At 68.8% G+C, this 15,184-nt stretch carries 13 protein-coding genes and 1 pseudogene; 4 read left to right on the forward strand and 10 right to left on the reverse strand.

From position 1 onward, the window contains the following. Positions 1 to 141: pseudogene (locus ABTZ94_RS11125) on the forward strand (nucleotide sugar dehydrogenase); the annotation flags it as partial. A 12-nt stretch (positions 142 to 153) separates the two neighbouring features. Next, positions 154 to 1,101 (forward strand): NAD-dependent epimerase/dehydratase family protein, encoded by a 948-nt coding sequence (locus ABTZ94_RS11130; protein ID WP_351199757.1) that lies wholly within the window; start codon positions 154 to 156, stop codon positions 1,099 to 1,101. A gap of 365 nt (positions 1,102 to 1,466) precedes the next feature. Here the strand turns inward: ABTZ94_RS11130 and ABTZ94_RS11135 are convergent, their stop codons facing one another. Beyond that, entirely contained in the window at positions 1,467 to 1,700 is a 234-nt protein-coding gene (locus ABTZ94_RS11135; protein ID WP_351199759.1) for a helix-turn-helix transcriptional regulator, read from the reverse strand. Between the two features lie 778 nt (positions 1,701 to 2,478). Here ABTZ94_RS11135 and ABTZ94_RS11140 point away from each other — a divergent pair. Next, positions 2,479 to 3,393 (forward strand): tyrosine-type recombinase/integrase, encoded by a 915-nt coding sequence (locus ABTZ94_RS11140; RefSeq protein WP_351199761.1) that lies wholly within the window; start codon positions 2,479 to 2,481, stop codon positions 3,391 to 3,393. Positions 3,394 to 3,761: 368 nt separating this feature from the next. Here the strand turns inward: ABTZ94_RS11140 and ABTZ94_RS11145 are convergent, their stop codons facing one another. The 3 genes from ABTZ94_RS11145 to ABTZ94_RS11155 form a co-directional block, all read right to left on the reverse strand. Then, a complete protein-coding gene (locus tag ABTZ94_RS11145; RefSeq protein WP_351199763.1) occupies positions 3,762 to 5,576 on the reverse strand; it encodes an ABC transporter ATP-binding protein in 1,815 nt (604 codons plus the stop codon). A gap of 256 nt (positions 5,577 to 5,832) precedes the next feature. Beyond that, positions 5,833 to 6,675 (reverse strand): hypothetical protein, encoded by an 843-nt coding sequence (locus tag ABTZ94_RS11150; protein WP_351199765.1) that lies wholly within the window; start codon positions 6,673 to 6,675, stop codon positions 5,833 to 5,835. Between the two features lie 350 nt (positions 6,676 to 7,025). Next, positions 7,026 to 7,601 carry a TIGR03086 family metal-binding protein gene (locus ABTZ94_RS11155; RefSeq protein WP_351199767.1) on the reverse strand — a complete coding sequence of 192 codons (576 nt, stop codon included), beginning with the start codon at positions 7,599 to 7,601 and terminating at the stop codon, positions 7,026 to 7,028. A 73-nt stretch (positions 7,602 to 7,674) separates the two neighbouring features. Here ABTZ94_RS11155 and ABTZ94_RS11160 point away from each other — a divergent pair, with 73 nt between their 5' ends. Further along, a complete protein-coding gene (locus ABTZ94_RS11160) occupies positions 7,675 to 8,493 on the forward strand; it encodes a helix-turn-helix domain-containing protein (protein WP_351199769.1) in 819 nt (272 codons plus the stop codon). A 114-nt stretch (positions 8,494 to 8,607) separates the two neighbouring features. On the opposite strand, the gene mnhG is transcribed toward ABTZ94_RS11160, so the two are convergent. From mnhG to ABTZ94_RS11190, 6 genes are read right to left on the reverse strand one after another with little or no spacing between them, the layout of a single operon-like run. Further along, a complete protein-coding gene (mnhG, locus tag ABTZ94_RS11165) occupies positions 8,608 to 8,961 on the reverse strand; it encodes a monovalent cation/H(+) antiporter subunit G (RefSeq protein WP_351199771.1) in 354 nt (117 codons plus the stop codon). Then, on the reverse strand, positions 8,958 to 9,320 hold the full coding sequence (locus ABTZ94_RS11170) for an MrpF/PhaF family protein (protein WP_351199773.1): 363 nt from the start codon (positions 9,318 to 9,320) through the stop codon (positions 8,958 to 8,960). The genes mnhG and ABTZ94_RS11170 overlap by 4 nt, the downstream gene beginning before the upstream one ends. Continuing rightward, a complete protein-coding gene (locus ABTZ94_RS11175; protein ID WP_351199775.1) occupies positions 9,317 to 9,940 on the reverse strand; it encodes a Na+/H+ antiporter subunit E in 624 nt (207 codons plus the stop codon). The genes ABTZ94_RS11170 and ABTZ94_RS11175 overlap by 4 nt, the downstream gene beginning before the upstream one ends. Next, entirely contained in the window at positions 9,937 to 11,592 is a 1,656-nt protein-coding gene (locus ABTZ94_RS11180; RefSeq protein WP_351199776.1) for a Na+/H+ antiporter subunit D, read from the reverse strand. Before ABTZ94_RS11180 ends, ABTZ94_RS11175 begins: the two co-directional genes overlap by 4 nt. Further along, positions 11,589 to 12,194 (reverse strand): Na(+)/H(+) antiporter subunit C, encoded by a 606-nt coding sequence (locus ABTZ94_RS11185; protein ID WP_351199778.1) that lies wholly within the window; start codon positions 12,192 to 12,194, stop codon positions 11,589 to 11,591. The genes ABTZ94_RS11180 and ABTZ94_RS11185 overlap by 4 nt, the downstream gene beginning before the upstream one ends. Then, positions 12,191 to 15,118: a Na+/H+ antiporter subunit A gene (locus ABTZ94_RS11190; RefSeq protein WP_351199780.1), complete on the reverse strand. Its 2,928-nt coding sequence runs from the start codon at positions 15,116 to 15,118 to the stop codon at positions 12,191 to 12,193. The genes ABTZ94_RS11185 and ABTZ94_RS11190 overlap by 4 nt, the downstream gene beginning before the upstream one ends. Positions 15,119 to 15,184 lie beyond the last annotated feature (66 nt).

Genomic DNA, 15,184 nt, shown 5'->3' on the forward strand with positions numbered 1-15,184 from the left:
CCCGGCCGCCTTGCGGCGGCCGACGCCGTCGTCCTCCTCGCGGACCACGACGCCTTCGACTACCCCCTGATCAGCGCACATGCCCCTTACATCCTCGACTGCCGCCGCCGGCTCACCGGCGCCCACGTCGACTCTCTCTGAAGGGAAAGCAACGTGAAGATCGTGATCACCGGAGGCGCCGGATTCATCGGCAGCAGCCTCGTCCGCGCCCTGACCGAGCAGCCTCAGGTCACCCGACTCCGGGTCGTCGACAATCTCTCCACCGGGGACAAGGCGAACCTCGCCGGCCTCGACGTGGACTTCTTCGAGGGAGACGTCCAGGACGCCGCTCTACTCGACCAGGCGTTCCGCGGCGCCGACGCCGTCGTCCACCTGGCCGCACTCCCCTCCGTACCGCGCTCCCTACGGGACCCCCTGGCGAGCCACCACGCCAACGCGACCGGCACCCTCCAGGTACTCGAAGCCGCTCGCCGCGCCGAGGGGCCGCACGTGATCGCCGCCTCCTCGTCCTCCGTCTACGGCGCCAACCCCCACCTGCCGAAGCACGAGGAGCTCGTCTCCGCCCCGATGAGCCCGTACGCGGTCACCAAGCTCACGACGGAGGCGTACCTGAGCGCCTACCACCACAGCTTCGACCTACCAGTCCTCCCCTTCCGTTTCTTCAATGTGTACGGCCCGGGCCAGCGCGCCGACCACGCCTATGCCGCCGTCATCCCGAAGTGGATCAGCGCCGCCCTCGCCGGCCAGCCGGTGACCATCCACGGCGACGGCACCCAGACTCGGGACTTCACCTACGTGGGCACCGTCTGCCACGTCCTCACCGACGCTCTCGTCCGCCGGGTCGCGGACCCCTGCCCTGTGAACCTGGCATTCGGTACCCGTACCTCGCTGCTGGACCTGGTCCAGGAGATCGAGACAGCGACGGGCCTCCGCGTGCAACGGGAACACGTGCCGGGCCGCATCGGCGACGTCCCCCACTCACAGGCTGAGAGCACGCGCCTGCGAGCTCTGTTCCCGACGGTCGCTCCCGTAGCCCTTCAGGAAGGGGTCCCCGCCGCTGTGGACTGGTTCCGTCGGCGGCTCACCATGTCACAGCTATGAGCCCATTCAGGCGAGATCACGCTGCCGCTCATCATCGACGTGCAGCTGCCTGCCCCCGTTTCGTCCCGCGTCCGCCGTGCGGACCACTTCAAGGATCGCCTCGTCGTCATCGAGCTATCCGGCGACGACCACAGCTTCAATCCTGCATCCGAGGGACTTTTCAGGGACTTTCAACACTGTCTGAGGGACTTACGAGGGACTTTTCACCGCCTAACGCGGCAAGCCCACGAAAGATCGGAAAGGGCCTCCGACGCAGGTCAGAGGCCCTTTCCAAGGCAAAGCCGCAGGTAGCGGCAGACGAGTCGGGCTGTACGCCGGGTTCTGTCGCCCGACCAAGGACAAGGGCACCAGCCACTCTTGGCCGATCAGGTCGCGCGATTCACCGCTTGAGCTTCCAGCCATGCCTCTACCTCCGGCCAGCGGTAGCGCAAATAGCGGCCGACCTTGTGGGCTCGCGGACCCTGGTGTCGGTGATTCCATATGTAGACCGTATTCAGAGGTACGCCCAGGAAGTCAGCCAGTTCCTCCGCGCTCATCAAGGGGCAACGGTCCCCCGCGCCACTGGCGGCTTCTTCCGCACGGGCAGTGGTTCGACGCATGGGCACTCCAGAACGGTTCGAAGCGGGCAGGAAAAAACCACGTGAGCGGTATTCCGCCGTGGTGGCGCACGGAACGTTTGCATTAAATTCCGGCCGGACCAAACAGAGGGCCTTTCGATGAAATTCCTACGACTCTTGCGAACTCTCGAAGGACACAGGCGAATCTTCACTGAGGGTTCGTCGAGCCCTCGTCGAACCCTCAGCGAGCATTCGTCTAGGTGAAATCTCCTCTACCACTCTGCACCCTTTGTCGCGAAGACCCCAAGAATGCATTTGACATCTTCAGCTCGCCTGGATCAACATCCAATTCACTCAGGGCGCGATGAACGGGCGCACAATCTCGCCGTCGACGATGGCCCTGATTCAAGAGAGTCCACAAAGAGACTCAAAGGCCCGTTGAAAAGTAGGAGTTGAGTCGATGCCGTACGACCGCTGGCACAAGTCGCGCCCGAAAGACGGGGAGTCGACCTGCAAGGAACACGGCAAAGTTCCGACGCGGGATCACGGGACGGGGAAGCGGTGGCAGGCCCGTTGGCGCAACCGGGAAGATGTCCAGCAGACGGAGTTGTTCCGCACCGAGGTCGAAGCCCGCAGGCACGAGACCAAGATGCGGTCCGGAGTGGACGACGGTTCATATATCAACCCTCGCGCCGGAGAGGTCAGGGTCGGTGAACTCGCCCTTACGTGGCTCAAGGGGCATGAACACAAGAATCCACGGACTTACCGACGCCACAGGGAGCGGATTCTCCTGCACGTCGTTCCTACCGCAGTTGGGAAGATGCGCGTAAAGGACGTGAACGCGTCGTCTTTGCTGGACTGGTTGCACGACCGTCGTCGGCTGCTCGAAAGTTCCACGCTGCGCCTGGTCTTCGACAATCTTCGGGCTGTCTTTGACCTGGCCGTGGACGACAGCCTGATACCCAAAAATCCGTGCCTCGCCAAATCGGTGCAGGACGCCAAGCCGAAGCGAGGAGGTGGCGGCCGGGCAGAGCTGACCCTGACATGGGAGGACACCGAGAAGATCCGTGCCGAATTGCCCGACCGTTACAAGGCACTCGTCGACTGCGGTCGCGGCCTGGGTCTTCGTCAAGGAGAGATATTCGGCCTGTCTCCAGATGACATCGACTGGGCGCACCCGGACGGCCCGATGGTGCACGTGCAACGGCAAGTAGTCCACGACGGCTCGTTCCTGGCATACGCCCTCCCCAAGGGTGGAAGCGACGAGGACCCGAAGGACCGGTGGGTCGAGCTGACCGACGACGTGGCCATCCCCCTGCGCGAGCACATGGAGAAGTACCCGCCGGTCGAGGTGACCCGACCGTGGGGCAGCAAAGGCGGCGACCCGGTCACGGTGCGGCTGATCTTCTACACCCGGGAGAAGACCGCCATTCAGTCGAATTGGTTCAACTCCTACCGCTGGAAGCCCGCCCTGGCGTCGGCCGGCCTCATCAAGCCCCTTGAGCCCGACGCGAAGGGACGACGCTGGGAGAAGTCCCGCGACGTGATGATGCACGCGCTCCGACACCTGTACGCGTCGATGATGATCAACGGCGGGGTAGACGTGTACACGCTCGCGGACCGACTCGGACACGCCGATCCCGCGTTTACCCTGCGTAAATACGTGCACCGGGTCGTGGGAGCCGGTTCCAAGGTCCGCATCGCGGTCCGGAGCGCCTACACCAGGGCCGCGTGACTCCTGCTCCGTTCGGCTTGTGCAACAACCGTGCAAGATGATCTTCGAGAGGGGTCATTTGCACAGGTCAGAAGCTTTGTCTATGAGTTCCGGGACATTTGATCGACAAAAGCCACCGCCCCCTCCCTGACCAGGCAAAACGCTGGTTCGGAAGGGGGCGGCGGCATCTGTGGGACTTCTCTGGGACTTTGCGCCCGCGCGGGGACTGCTGCAAGGCGCGGCCCGGCACCGGCACTGTCCGGGCCGCGGATTCGGGGCCGGCTTCGGTCGTCGACGGCCTCAGCGACGCGGATTCTGCTCAGATGAAGCAGGCGACGGACATCCCAACGAGAGGGCTTGTCCAAGGTCCTGGCCCACCGGGGTCGCGTTCAGTGCGGGCCGGCCTGTGGCGGGAGGGTGTCGTCGAGGAAGCCGCCCGACTGGTGCTGCCACAGCTTCGCGTAGGCGCCGTCCGATGCGAGCAGCTCCTGGTGCGTGCCCTGCTCGATGATCCGCCCGCGGTCCAGGACGACGAGCCGGTCCATGGCGGCGACCGTGCTCAGCCGGTGCGCCACCACGAGTGTCGTCCGCCCCTCCATGAGCCGCCACAGCGCCTCCTGGACGAGGATCTCGCTCTCGGAGTCCAGGGCGCTGGTCGCCTCGTCGAGCAGCAGGATCGGCGCGTCTCTCAGGATCGCCCTGGCGAGGGCGACCCGCTGGCGCTGTCCGCCGGACAGTTTGAGACCGCGCTCGCCCACCATGGTGTCGAAGCCGTCAGGCAGCGCGTCGGCGAACTCCGTCACGTGTGCCGCCTCGGCCGCGCGACGGACCTCGGCTTCGGTGGCGTCCGGCCGGGCGAACACGATGTTGTCCCGCAGCGTGCGGTGGAACATCGCCGGGTCCTGCGGCACGTAGGCGATCAGACTGCGCAGGTCGGCCTGGCGCAGCCTGCTGATGTCCTGACCCCCGATCAGGATCCGGCCGGAGTCGATGTCCGTCATCCGCAGCAGCAGCCGGGTGAGCGTGGTCTTACCGCCGCCGGAGCGGCCCACCAGGCCGATCCTCGCCCCGCTGTGCACGGCCAGATCAAGGCCCTCGAAGAGCGGCTTCGCGCCCGCGTGGGCGAAGGTCACCTGCTCGAAGCGGACGTCTGCGGCCCGGGACAGCAGCGGCTCCGGCGACGCCGGGTCGAGCACGGTCGGCGGCCTCAGCAGCAGTTCGGTGAACTGCGCGGCCTCCGTCATCGAGCTCTCCAGACGGCGGTAGATCTGGTTGAACTCGAACATGATCCGCGTCGCGTTGGTGTAGTACGTGAAGGCGACCACGACCCCCTCCACGCCGTGCCCGCCCCCGCCGATGGCAACCGCGAGCAGCAGGCCCAGCGCGTTGGTCAGCACGGACATCGGTGCGACCAGTGTGTCGATGCGCAGGTTGCCGTAGTCCCACGACCGCAACGTGAGCCGCCTCGACACCGCGACGCGCGAGCGGTGCTCGGCGGCCTCGCGCTCCTCGGCGGCGAACGCCCGGACCGTGTCCATGTTCATCAGGCTGTCGGCGACGTGGCCCGACACCCGGGCGATCGCCTCCTCACGCTGGTCGACGAGCGCCTGGCGGCGGCGGATGAGGGGAGTCACGCACAGCGCCGTCAGTGCGATCATCGCCAAGAGCCCGACAACGAGCAGCGGTTCGTAGCGCCAGAGCACCACCGAGCCGAACATCAGGGGCACGAAGCTGCCCACGACCGAGAACGTCAGCGTGTCGACGAACTCCTCGAAGCGGGACGCGAAGCTCAGGACCCGCTTGGTCAGTGACCCGGCGAAGTTGTCGTGGAAGAACGCGGTGTCCTTGGCGAACAGCTCGTCCATCCCGATCACGTACAGGTGCTCGATGCCGAGGGCGTCAAGGCGGTTCAGGCAGTGCAGGCCGACGCGCCACAGCGTCTCCGCGAGGAGCAGGACGCCGGCGAAGCCGAGAATGTAGGGCAGCGCCGAGCCGATGCTGATTCCGGCGTCGCCGGCGATCCGGCCGACGAGCTTCGCGACGAGCAGCGGAGCGATGTAGTTGATGCCGATGTTGCCCAGCGCCGGCAATAGCATCGCGGGCGCCGTCAGTCGCCGGAGACGGGCCAACTCCCTTCCGTAGTAACGAAGCGCGAGGCGCACCGGGCCCCTGCCTGGCGCTTGGCGCGATTCAGGCGATCCCATACCACCCCTGTGTGGTAATGCGGCAGCCCGCCACACGCATCTCCGGGGAGAAGCCGTTGCCGTACTGTCCGCGCGGAGCTTCGGTTCGAGTGAGTGCCCTCGCTCGGGTCGCCTTCCGGCAGGCGGGGCACGACGGCGGAGCCCCCGCGCAGCTGGTGGCGACGTATCCGTGCGCGTACGGGGAGGCCTGGAATCGCAGTCTCCCGCGACAGCGCCCGCCGGGTCCAGGGGTTTTCTCAGCCGATGAACCCCGCGTTCAGGTACGGCCCTGCCCGTGCGGACGGCTCTGGTGGCCGACGTCGCGAACGAGGTCCAGGCCGAGGACACGGTCGAGATGAGCGAAGGTCTCGAACTTGGCACCGGGCGGTACGTCGGACCGTCCCGCCACATCGGCCAGCAGATCCAGCACGGCGTCGACACCGAGATCGTCGACGAGCGCCGCATGTGACTGTCGCAGCAGATCGGCGGGGATCGGCCTGGACGGCTCCTGCGCCCAGTCGGCCACCTGCCGACGCCACTGCCGCAGTGTCCGCCGGGCGTCGGCCATCGCTCCACCGGTGACCGTGACCGGTGTGCCGTAGGGGCGGCCGAGCAACAGCAGGCGCACAGCCAGTGGATCGGCGACCTCCGGTACGAGTACGTCCGGAAGATCCGGGGAGAGAAGGTGGCCGGGATCGGGGACACCCTCGTCCAGCGGCGCCGTGCTGACCTGCCCCACATCGATCCGGACCCCGCCCATGACGTCGTCCGTGTCGGCGCCCTGGGCGACCACATGTACGTCGGCGGGACCGCCGAGCGCCCCGTCCGGATGGTGGCCTGCGACCACGACAGGCGGATGGATGCCGAGCACGGCCATGACGCGGTCGAGCGCGCGGGCCTGATTGTCCGTCAGGTCGGGGATGGTGAGGACCGTGACAACCTGCAGGCCGTTCAGCTCCGCGGTGCGCGCCAGTACGTCACCGATCAGCGGCACACGCAGGTACACCGGACCGACCCCGGTGCCGATGGCCGGCAGATGGACGCAGCTGCGCAGCAGGCGGCGTGGGGCGGCGGGGATCTCCACGGGGTGACCGGTGCGGGTGTCGGCGATACGCAGCATGTCAGGAGACTAAGGGCTGTCCCGTAATCCCTGGTGGATCAGCGCGCGACGTCAGATGCGGTGCATCGCAAGGCGGAGGGACGTCCGCATACTGGATGTATGCGGACGTTCCGACAACGCGGCGAGGTGCCGTAGCTGTCGTCGTGCGCCCGCCAGGGATTACGGGACAGCCCTTGGTGGGCCGGGGCTGGGTGCGTGCAGCTGCAGGGCGGGGGATTGGGGCAGATGGAGTCTCCCCTGCTCGAGCGCAGCCGAGAGCTTGGGGAAGGAGCCATGGTGATTGACGACGACGCCGCAGATGTGCGTGCCCCGCGATGCCGTCCCCGTCTGCCGGCCGGTGGGAGACGCGGCTACCGTGCCGGGGACGGCACCGGCCGGCGTCCCATGAATGCCACGAGCCGGTCCACGGCCGACGCGTCCTCGTCGACGGGAACGATCTGGCCGAATGGCATGTTCTCGCCCCGGTACTGCGGCGGCAGGGTGGCTTCCGCGCGGGCGAGGGTTTCCGCCGCCTCGTGATCGGTGTAGGGAATCGGCTGCCCGGTGGCGACCGCCAGGTCCCAGCCATGGGTCAGGTACTCCATGACGGTCATGCCGAACACCGTTTCACCCGGCATCATGCCGCCCGTGACGGTGACCTGGCGGTCGAAGCCGTACTTCTCCCAGCCCTCGACGATGCCGGCCGCGGCGGTGCGGAACTCGCGGGCGGGGTCGGCACCGCATCTGTGGTTCGCCGCGTCGGCGTCATGGGACCGGCCCTGGGCGCCCGCCTCGAATACGAGGAGCCACCCGACGATGTGATTGACAAGGCCCTCGACGTCGTAGTCGTCGCACGGGGTCGGAAGGCCGAGTTGGTCGGCTCCGACTCCCTCGATGACGTCTCCGGTCTTGGACAGCACACCGGCAAGGAGATCGACTTCACTCATGGCCGAAGCCTAGGCGGGGCCGGGAACGCAGTCTTGAAGAAACACGACACCGCGGCCTCGCTAGCATGGTTCCGTGACCCGGCCGACCGATCAGGACACCCGCGGCATCGTCGACCCCCGCGCCGGATTCGAGCACTTCGAGCTGACGAGGCACCTGCCCTCACCAGACCTGGCCTGGGCAGTGGACCGCTACTGGGTCGTTCGCTGGGACATGCCGGATGGGGAGTCCTACGCGCAGCGCGTGATCCCGCACGCCGCCGTGCATCTGGTGTTCGAGGCCGGTGCCGCCACGATCGAGGCGATTTCGCCGCACGAGTTCGTGCGGCGGCTGGAGCGCCGTGGTCAGGTCTTCGGCGTCAAATTCCGGCCGGCGGGATTCCGGCCCTTTCTGCGTGGACGGGTGTCGGCCGTCGCCGGGCAGCGGTTCGAGGCGTCGACCGTGTTCGGCGCCGGGGCCGACGACCTGGCGCGTGTGCTGGCCGGGGCCGACGACGTGAACGGGGCGACGGCTGCCGTCGAGGACTTTCTCCGTTCCCTGCACGCACAACCGCTGCCCGCGACCGGGCCGTTGAACGCCGTGGTCGGCCTCATCGTCGCCGACAGGTCGCTGACCAGAGTCGGCGATCTCGCCGAGCGGCTGGGAATGAACACGCGCAAGCTGCAACGGCTGTTCGCGGACCATGTGGGCCTCAGCCCCAAGTGGGTCATCAACCGGTGCCGGATCCACGAAGCCGCGGAGCTGGCCCTGCGCCGGGCGTCCGTCGACTGGGCAAAACTGGCCGCTGAACTCGGTTACAGCGACCAGTCCCACCTCATCCGTGACTTCACCACCACCGTGGGCACCTCCCCGGACCAGTACACCCGTCGGGCCGCGCGAACCCCGCCGGACTGACCGTCACCCCCGCCTCACGTTCAGGACGCCGTACCGTCCCGTTGCCACCCGTACGGTCAGCGCCCGCTCGTAGCCGGAACGCGGCGGGCCGCGAGTGCTGACAGCGGGAACGTGTCAGCGCTCCTCGGTCAACTGCTCGTCCAGTTCGTCGAAGAGCAGCTCGCTGTGGTCGGTCTGGCCGGTCCGGTAGGCGGATCGCGCCACCAGGTGAGCGGCGACCGGGCTGGTCATCAGCTGGAAGAAGCCGATCAGCGCGAGCGTGGCGAGATCCATGCCGCTGTGCAGCCGCAGGGCCACCCCGGCGAGGACCAGGAGCATGCCGAGCGTCTGCGGTTTGGTGGCGGCATGGCTGCGGGACAGCACATCCGGGAGCCGCAGCATCCCGATCACACCGAGCAGACAGATGGCCGCACCGATGAAGACCAGAACCGCGCCGGCCGTATCGAGGATCTGGAGCCATGCACTCACCGCGCTTCCCCCTCGGTCCCGTCTGTGCCGTCGCGTCCGTCACCGCTTCCGGTTCCGCCCGCACCGCGCGGCAGCGCCGGCCGGTCGCGTGCGGCGATGAAGCGGGCGATGCCGACCGACCCCGTGAACCCGAGAAAGGCCAGCACCAGCATGATCGGGAAGTAGAACGGGTCGCGCGCGAAGGCGGACTTGGCACCGAGGCCCGCGATGATGAGGGCGGCGCACACATCCAGTGAGATGGCCCGGTCCAGCATGGAGGGGCCCCGCCAGATCCGGGTGAGGAGCCCCGCTCCGGCGATGACGATCACGACGACGGCTGCAATGAGCAGCACCCGGTCGACGGTCTCCGGCCCGCTCATGCGCCGCCCCCCTTGTCGTGCCTGATCGGCGGAGGTGGTTCGGCGACGCGGGCGATCTCGTCGCGGGTGCCGAAGGCCCGTACCGTCAGCTCCTCAAGCCGCCAGACGGAGTGCCGTGCCGCGTCGAGTGCGGCAGGTCTGTCCGCGTCGAGGACATGCAGGAAGACGGTGGCCGTGGCTCGGCGCACCTCGACGACCGATCCGCCGGGCACATTCGACACGGCGACGGCGGTGGCCGCGAGCATCAGGTCGGAGCGGCAGCGCAGCGGTACGGCGATGACGGCGGCCCGGTGCGGATGGTCGACGAAGATCTGCCGGGTGACCCGTACGCCCGAGGTGTACATGTCGTAGAGCAGATAGCCGGCGAGCATCAGGATGCCCCATGGGTGCAGGCGGAGCCCGAGGTCGACCCGCGGCAGCGGGAAGGCCAGGCAGACGGCGACCGCGACGAGCACACCGGTCAGTACGTTGGCCCAGTTCAGGCTGGACCACAGCAGCACCCAGATGAGGGTGAGCCAGGCGATCAGCGGGAGGTCCAGCACGCGTCCCCGCCCGCCGAACTCACAGCTGAAGGGCGGTAGGTTCTTGTTGCGGAAGGACAGCTTGATCAGGCGTCTCACCGGCCGAGCACCGCCTCGACATAGGGGGCACGCGCGAGGAGTTCGGCGGCCGTGCGGTCGGTGTATGAGGTCAGCGGTCCGGCGAACACGGTGAAGGCGAGTCCGAGGGCGACGGCCGCCGCGGTGGCCGCGGTCATCGGCCGCGGCAGTTGGCTGGTGGTGGTGACGGCGTGTCCGTGCAGGGTGGCCGCGACCGCGCGACCGGCGGGCTGATGGCGGGGGCGCACCGGTTCGTCGCCGCTGCCCGGGATGTGGTCGGGGCCCTCGTCGACGTCGTTGTCGTCCTCCTCGGAGTCGGACTCCAGGACGGTGCCGTCCGCAGCCTGACCAGGGGGCGTGGCACGCCAGAACGCCAGGTTCCAGACCTTGGCCATCACGTACAGCGTGAGGAGGCTGGTCACGGCCGACCCGATGACGAGGATCCACGCCCAGACGCCGCCGTCGGCGACACCGGCCCGCATCAGCCCGAGCTTGCCGATGAATCCGGACAGCGGTGGGATGCCGGCCAGATTCATGGCGGGTACGAAGAAGAGGACGGCAAGCAGCGGGGCGGCCTTGGCCAGTCCGCCGATCCGGGTGAGTTCAGTGGTGCCGCCCCGGCGTTCGATCAGCCCTGCCACCAGGAAGAGCGTGGTCTGGACGGTGATGTGGTGGGCGACGTAGACGATCGCGCCGCCGTACGCGTCCCGGGTGGCGAGGCCGATGCCGAAGACCATGTAGCCGATGTGGCTGATGAGGGTGAAGGAGAGCAGCCGTTTCAGGTCGGTCTGGGCGACGGCTCCGAGGATGCCGATGACCATCGAGGCGAGTGCGGCGGCCATCAGCAGGTCGCCGAGCCGGTTGCTGGGGAAGAGCAGGGTCTCCGTACGCAGCATGCAGTAGACACCGACCTTGGTGAGCAGACCGGCGAAGACCGCGGTGACGGGGGCGGGCGCGGTCGGATACGAGTCGGGGAGCCAGGCGGCGAGCGGGAAGACCGCGGCCTTGATGGCGAAGACGGTGAGCAGCATCGCCTGGATCAGGGTCTGCACCCCGAGCGGTAGGTCGGCGAGCCGTCCGGCCAGCTGGGCGAAGTTGGCGGTGCCGGTCGCCGCGTATGTCATGGCGATCGCGGTGAGGAACAGCATCGACGAGAACAGCGAGATGATCACGTAGGTGGAGCCTGCGCGGACGCGGGGTCCGGTGCCGCCGAGGGTGAGCAGGACGAAACTGGCGACCAGCATGATCTCGAAGCCGACATAGAGGTTGACGAGGTCACCGGCGAGGAAGGTGCAGGACACCCCGGCGACCAGGATCAGATACGCGGGGTGGTAGACCGCCACGGGTGTTTCCTCGTCCCGGTCGGCCATGCCCTGGCCCAGGGAGTAGACCAGCACGCAGAGCGTGATGGCGGAGGAGACGGTCAGCATCAGCCCGGACAGCCGGTCGGCGACCAGGGTGATGCCGAGCGGCGGTGCGAAGTCGCCGAGGTGGACAAAGAGCGGGCCGCGGATGTCGGCGACGATCATCAGGGTGAGGGAGAGCCCGAGTACGGCGGTGAGCACGGCGACGCTGGTGAAGCGCTGGACCTGCTTGAGCCGGGTACCGAAGGCGAGGCTCAAGCCGGTGGCGCAGAGCGGCAGCAGCACCGGCAGGGGGACGAGCGCGTTCATCCGGTGGCTCCTGGGTCGGCGTCCGCGGAGTGGGTCTGCTGCTGGGCGTAGTCCGCAGGGTCCGCGCCCAGTACGTCGTGCCAGAGGTCCCCGGTGGCGTGCCGGCCACGGGCCTGCAGGGCGCGGTCGGCGCGCAGCCTGGCCCTCAGGCGGCGGCGCTCCTCGCGGTACCTGGTGCGTTCCTCGTCCGTGATGTCGGTGGCGGCCCGGTACCGCTGGCGCAGTTCGTCCCGTTCCCCGAGCACTTCGGAGCGCAGTGCGATGCGCCGGTCCTCCAGGTCGTCGTGGACCTCGTCCGTGCCGGTCAGCTGGTGGCTGCGGTAGGCCATGGCAAGGAGGAACGCCGTGGTGGCGAGGGTGATGACGATCGCGGTGAGCGCGATGGCCTGCGGCAGGGGGTCGGTGACCTGCCCCAGCGGGACGCCGTAGAGGAGCGGCTCCCGGCCTGCCGATCCGCTCGCGGCGAGGACGAGCAGATTGATGCCGTTGCTCGCGATCACCGCGCCGAGCAGGATGCGGGTGAGCGGCCGGGTGAGCATGAGGATGCCGCCCACCGCGCACAGCACCGCGGCGGTGGCCAGGAGCGAGAAGCTGACCGTCATCCGGGGGTACCTCCCGTCCCGGGTGCCGCGCCCGGTGGCGCGCCGGTGCTCGCCGCGGCAGCCTTTTCGAATGCCGCCCGCTCGATCTGCCGGTCGATCTTGGCGCCGAGCGCGCGCACGATGTCCAGCACCACGCCCAGGACCAGCAGGTAGACCCCGAAGTCGAAGAGGACCGGGGTGCCCAGGTGGTATTCGCCGATCAGGGGTAGCCGGCCGTGGTGGGTCCAGGCGTGCAGGACCGTTCCCTCGGCCAGGCCGAGCAGGGCGACGCCGGTGGAGATGAACAGCCCGAGGCCGGTGAAGAGTCCGGGCTGCAGCGGCGCGGCCTCGGCGAGTTCGAAACGGCCGCCCGCCAGGTAGCGGGTGATCAGGGCGAGCCCGGCGACGAGCCCGGCGACAAAGCCGCCGCCCGGCATGTTCTCCGCGCAGAACAGCAGATAGAGCGAGAGCACCAGGATCGGGTGGAACAGCAGCCGGGCCACGACCTCGAAGACGATCGAGCGGTGCTCGGGTGCGAGCGTCGAGCCGGCCGCGAGCCAGCTGCGCTCCGGCGCCCCTTCGTCGCCGTACGGAAGTCCCGTCATCTCGGGGGCCGTCAACGACCAGGCGGTGCGCCCCTGCGTCTCTTCCCGCAGCGAGAGTCCCTCGGTGCGGCGGTGCAGATAGATCAGGCTCGTCACCCCGATCGCCGCCGCGGCGAGCACGGCGGACTCCCCCATCGTGTCCCAGGCGCGCAGGTCGACCAGGATGGTGGCCACGACGTCCTTGAGTCCGTGGTGGGCGGTCTCCTCCACCATGGCCGCGCCCGCCGGGGCCGCCGTGCGGGCGGCCGCCGCGACCCACACCACCACGCCCAGCGTCGCCGCCGCGGCCAGCGCCACCGGAATGCGTACGGCACGCCGCCAGGTACTGACCGACTCCTGGAAGTGGACGGGCATCCGCCGCAGCACCAGCACGAACACGATCATCGACACGGTCTCGACGCAGAACTGGGTGAGCGCCAGGTCCGGGCCGCCCTGGACGACGAAGAGCAGCGCCGCGCCGTATCCGGTCAGCCCGGCCAGGACCACGGCTTTCATCCGGCGGTTGACGGTGAGACAGAGGAGCGCGGCCGCACAGGTCAGTACGGCGACGGCGCCCTGCAGCGGGACATCCCAGGCCCTCGGGGCGGCCGCCCCGCTCCAGGGCCGGTCCACGCCGAGGACGGTGAGCTGGCCGGCCAGCATCACGAGCAGGGTGGTGGCGAGGTAGACGGAGAGCGAACCGCGCTGGACGAAGCCGGTGAGCTGGAGGGAGAGCCGTTCCAGGCCGAGCAGCAGGTGTCCGAAGACGCTGTCGGCGGTGGGCCAGGCGATCCGCCGGGAGAGCCGGGTCACCGTGGTGCGGCCCATGAACAGCACCACGCCGCCCGCCATGGCGACGACCGAGAGCAGCAGGGCGGTCCCGAATCCGTGCCAGAGCGAGAGATGGTAAGGATGCGCGGATGGGGGAAATGTGTCGGCATACGCGCTGAGCAGCCGGTCGGTCCATCCGACGCCCGGTCCCAGCACAAGACCGCAGACCGCGAGCAGGGCGGGCGGCGCGAGGAACGCCCACCCGACTCGGTGCACCGGGGTGTCCTCGACCCCGGGTTTACGGGCGAAGGCGCCCCAGACGAACCGCACGGTGTACGCGACGGTCAGCGCCGAGCCCGCGACCGTGATGCCGAGCGCCCAGCGGTCCGCGGTGTCTCCGTACAGCAGCGCCTCGAACGCGGCCTCCTTCGCGGCGAAGCCGAGCAGCGGGGGCAGGGCAGCCATGGAGGCTGCGGCCAGTGCCGCGACCGTAAGGACGTGCGGCAGTGCCCGGCCGACGCCGGAGAGCCTGCGCAGATCGCGGGTTCCGGCCGCATGGTCGACGATGCCGGTGACGAGGAACAGCGGGGCCTTGAACAGCGCGTGGCCCAGGATCATGACCGCCGCGGCCAGTGCCGCGTCCCGGTTGCCGACCCCGGCGAGCAGGGTGAGGAAACCGAGCTGGCTGACGGTGCCGTAGGCGAGGACGAGCTTGAGGTCGTTCAGGCGCAGCGCCCGCCAGCCGCCGAGCAGCATGGTCGCGGCGCCGAGGATGATCACGACGGGCCGCCAGACCGGCACATCGGCGAAGCCCGGGGCGAGCCGGGCGACCAGGTAGACACCGGCCTTCACCATCGCGGCGGCGTGCAGATAGGCGCTGACGGGGGTGGGCGCGGCCATGGCGTTCGGCAGCCAGAGGCTGAACGGCCAGATCGCCGACTTCGACAGGGCTCCGCACAGGATCAGCACCACCGCGACCGAGACGGCGAGGCTCGCCCCGGGCGGGTCGGCGAGGATGGCGGAGATCCGGTAGGTGCCTGCCGACTGGCCGATGATCAGGAAGCCGACGAACATCGCGAGGCCGCCGAGCGTGGTCACGATGAGCGCCTGGAGCGCCGAGCGGCGGCTGTGTTTCTGCTCGCTGTCGTACCCGATCAGCAGGTACGAGAAGACCGTGGTCAGTTCCCAGAACACATAGAGCGAGATCAGGTCGTCGGCGAGGACCAGGGCAAGCATGGCGCCCGCGAACGCGAGCAGGTTCCCGGCGAAGCCGGCCAGCTGCGGGGTCTCGTCGGTGAAGTACGAGGCGCAGTACAGCAGGACGAGCATGCCGATTCCGGCCGCGAGCAGCACCATCAGCTCGGCAAGTGCGTCGAGCCGCAGATCGACGGTGACGTCGTACGCCGGCATCCACTGCCACAACCAGGTGACCGAGCCACCGGACGCCGCGGTGTCCCACTGCGTGGCCGCCCACACAGTGGCGGCGGCCGGGGGCAGCGCGAGCACGACGAAGGCGCGCCTGCCCAGCGCTCGTACCAGTGGGCGCGCGCAGGCGGCCAGGACGAAGTGGCAGACGATGAGCGCGGTCATACGGCCCCGGGGGGCGTCCCGCGCCCGCCCCGGTCGGGCGTCCGGGGCCTGGGCGATGTATCACGG

Source organism: Streptomyces sp. NPDC002785 (genome assembly GCF_040295565.1).
Lineage (GTDB): Bacteria > Actinomycetota > Actinomycetes > Streptomycetales > Streptomycetaceae > Streptomyces.

Bases quoted from the DNA above. Each gene is read 5' to 3' on its own strand.
- ABTZ94_RS11185 (WP_351199778.1), bottom strand. From the start codon at position 12,194: ATGACGGTCAGCTTCTCGCTCCTGGCCACCGCCGCGGTGCTGTGCGCG.
- ABTZ94_RS11155 (WP_351199767.1), bottom strand. From the start codon at position 7,601: ATGAGTGAAGTCGATCTCCTTGCCGGTGTGCTGTCCAAGACCGGAGAC.
- ABTZ94_RS11140 (WP_351199761.1), top strand. From the start codon at position 2,479: ATGCGCGTAAAGGACGTGAACGCGTCGTCTTTGCTGGACTGGTTGCAC.
- ABTZ94_RS11135 (WP_351199759.1), bottom strand. From the start codon at position 1,700: ATGCGTCGAACCACTGCCCGTGCGGAAGAAGCCGCCAGTGGCGCGGGG.
- ABTZ94_RS11190 (WP_351199780.1), bottom strand. From the start codon at position 15,118: ATGACCGCGCTCATCGTCTGCCACTTCGTCCTGGCCGCCTGCGCGCGC.
- ABTZ94_RS11145 (WP_351199763.1), bottom strand. From the start codon at position 5,576: ATGGGATCGCCTGAATCGCGCCAAGCGCCAGGCAGGGGCCCGGTGCGC.
- ABTZ94_RS11180 (WP_351199776.1), bottom strand. From the start codon at position 11,592: ATGAACGCGCTCGTCCCCCTGCCGGTGCTGCTGCCGCTCTGCGCCACC.
- ABTZ94_RS11150 (WP_351199765.1), bottom strand. From the start codon at position 6,675: ATGCTGCGTATCGCCGACACCCGCACCGGTCACCCCGTGGAGATCCCC.
- ABTZ94_RS11170 (WP_351199773.1), bottom strand. From the start codon at position 9,320: ATGAGCGGGCCGGAGACCGTCGACCGGGTGCTGCTCATTGCAGCCGTC.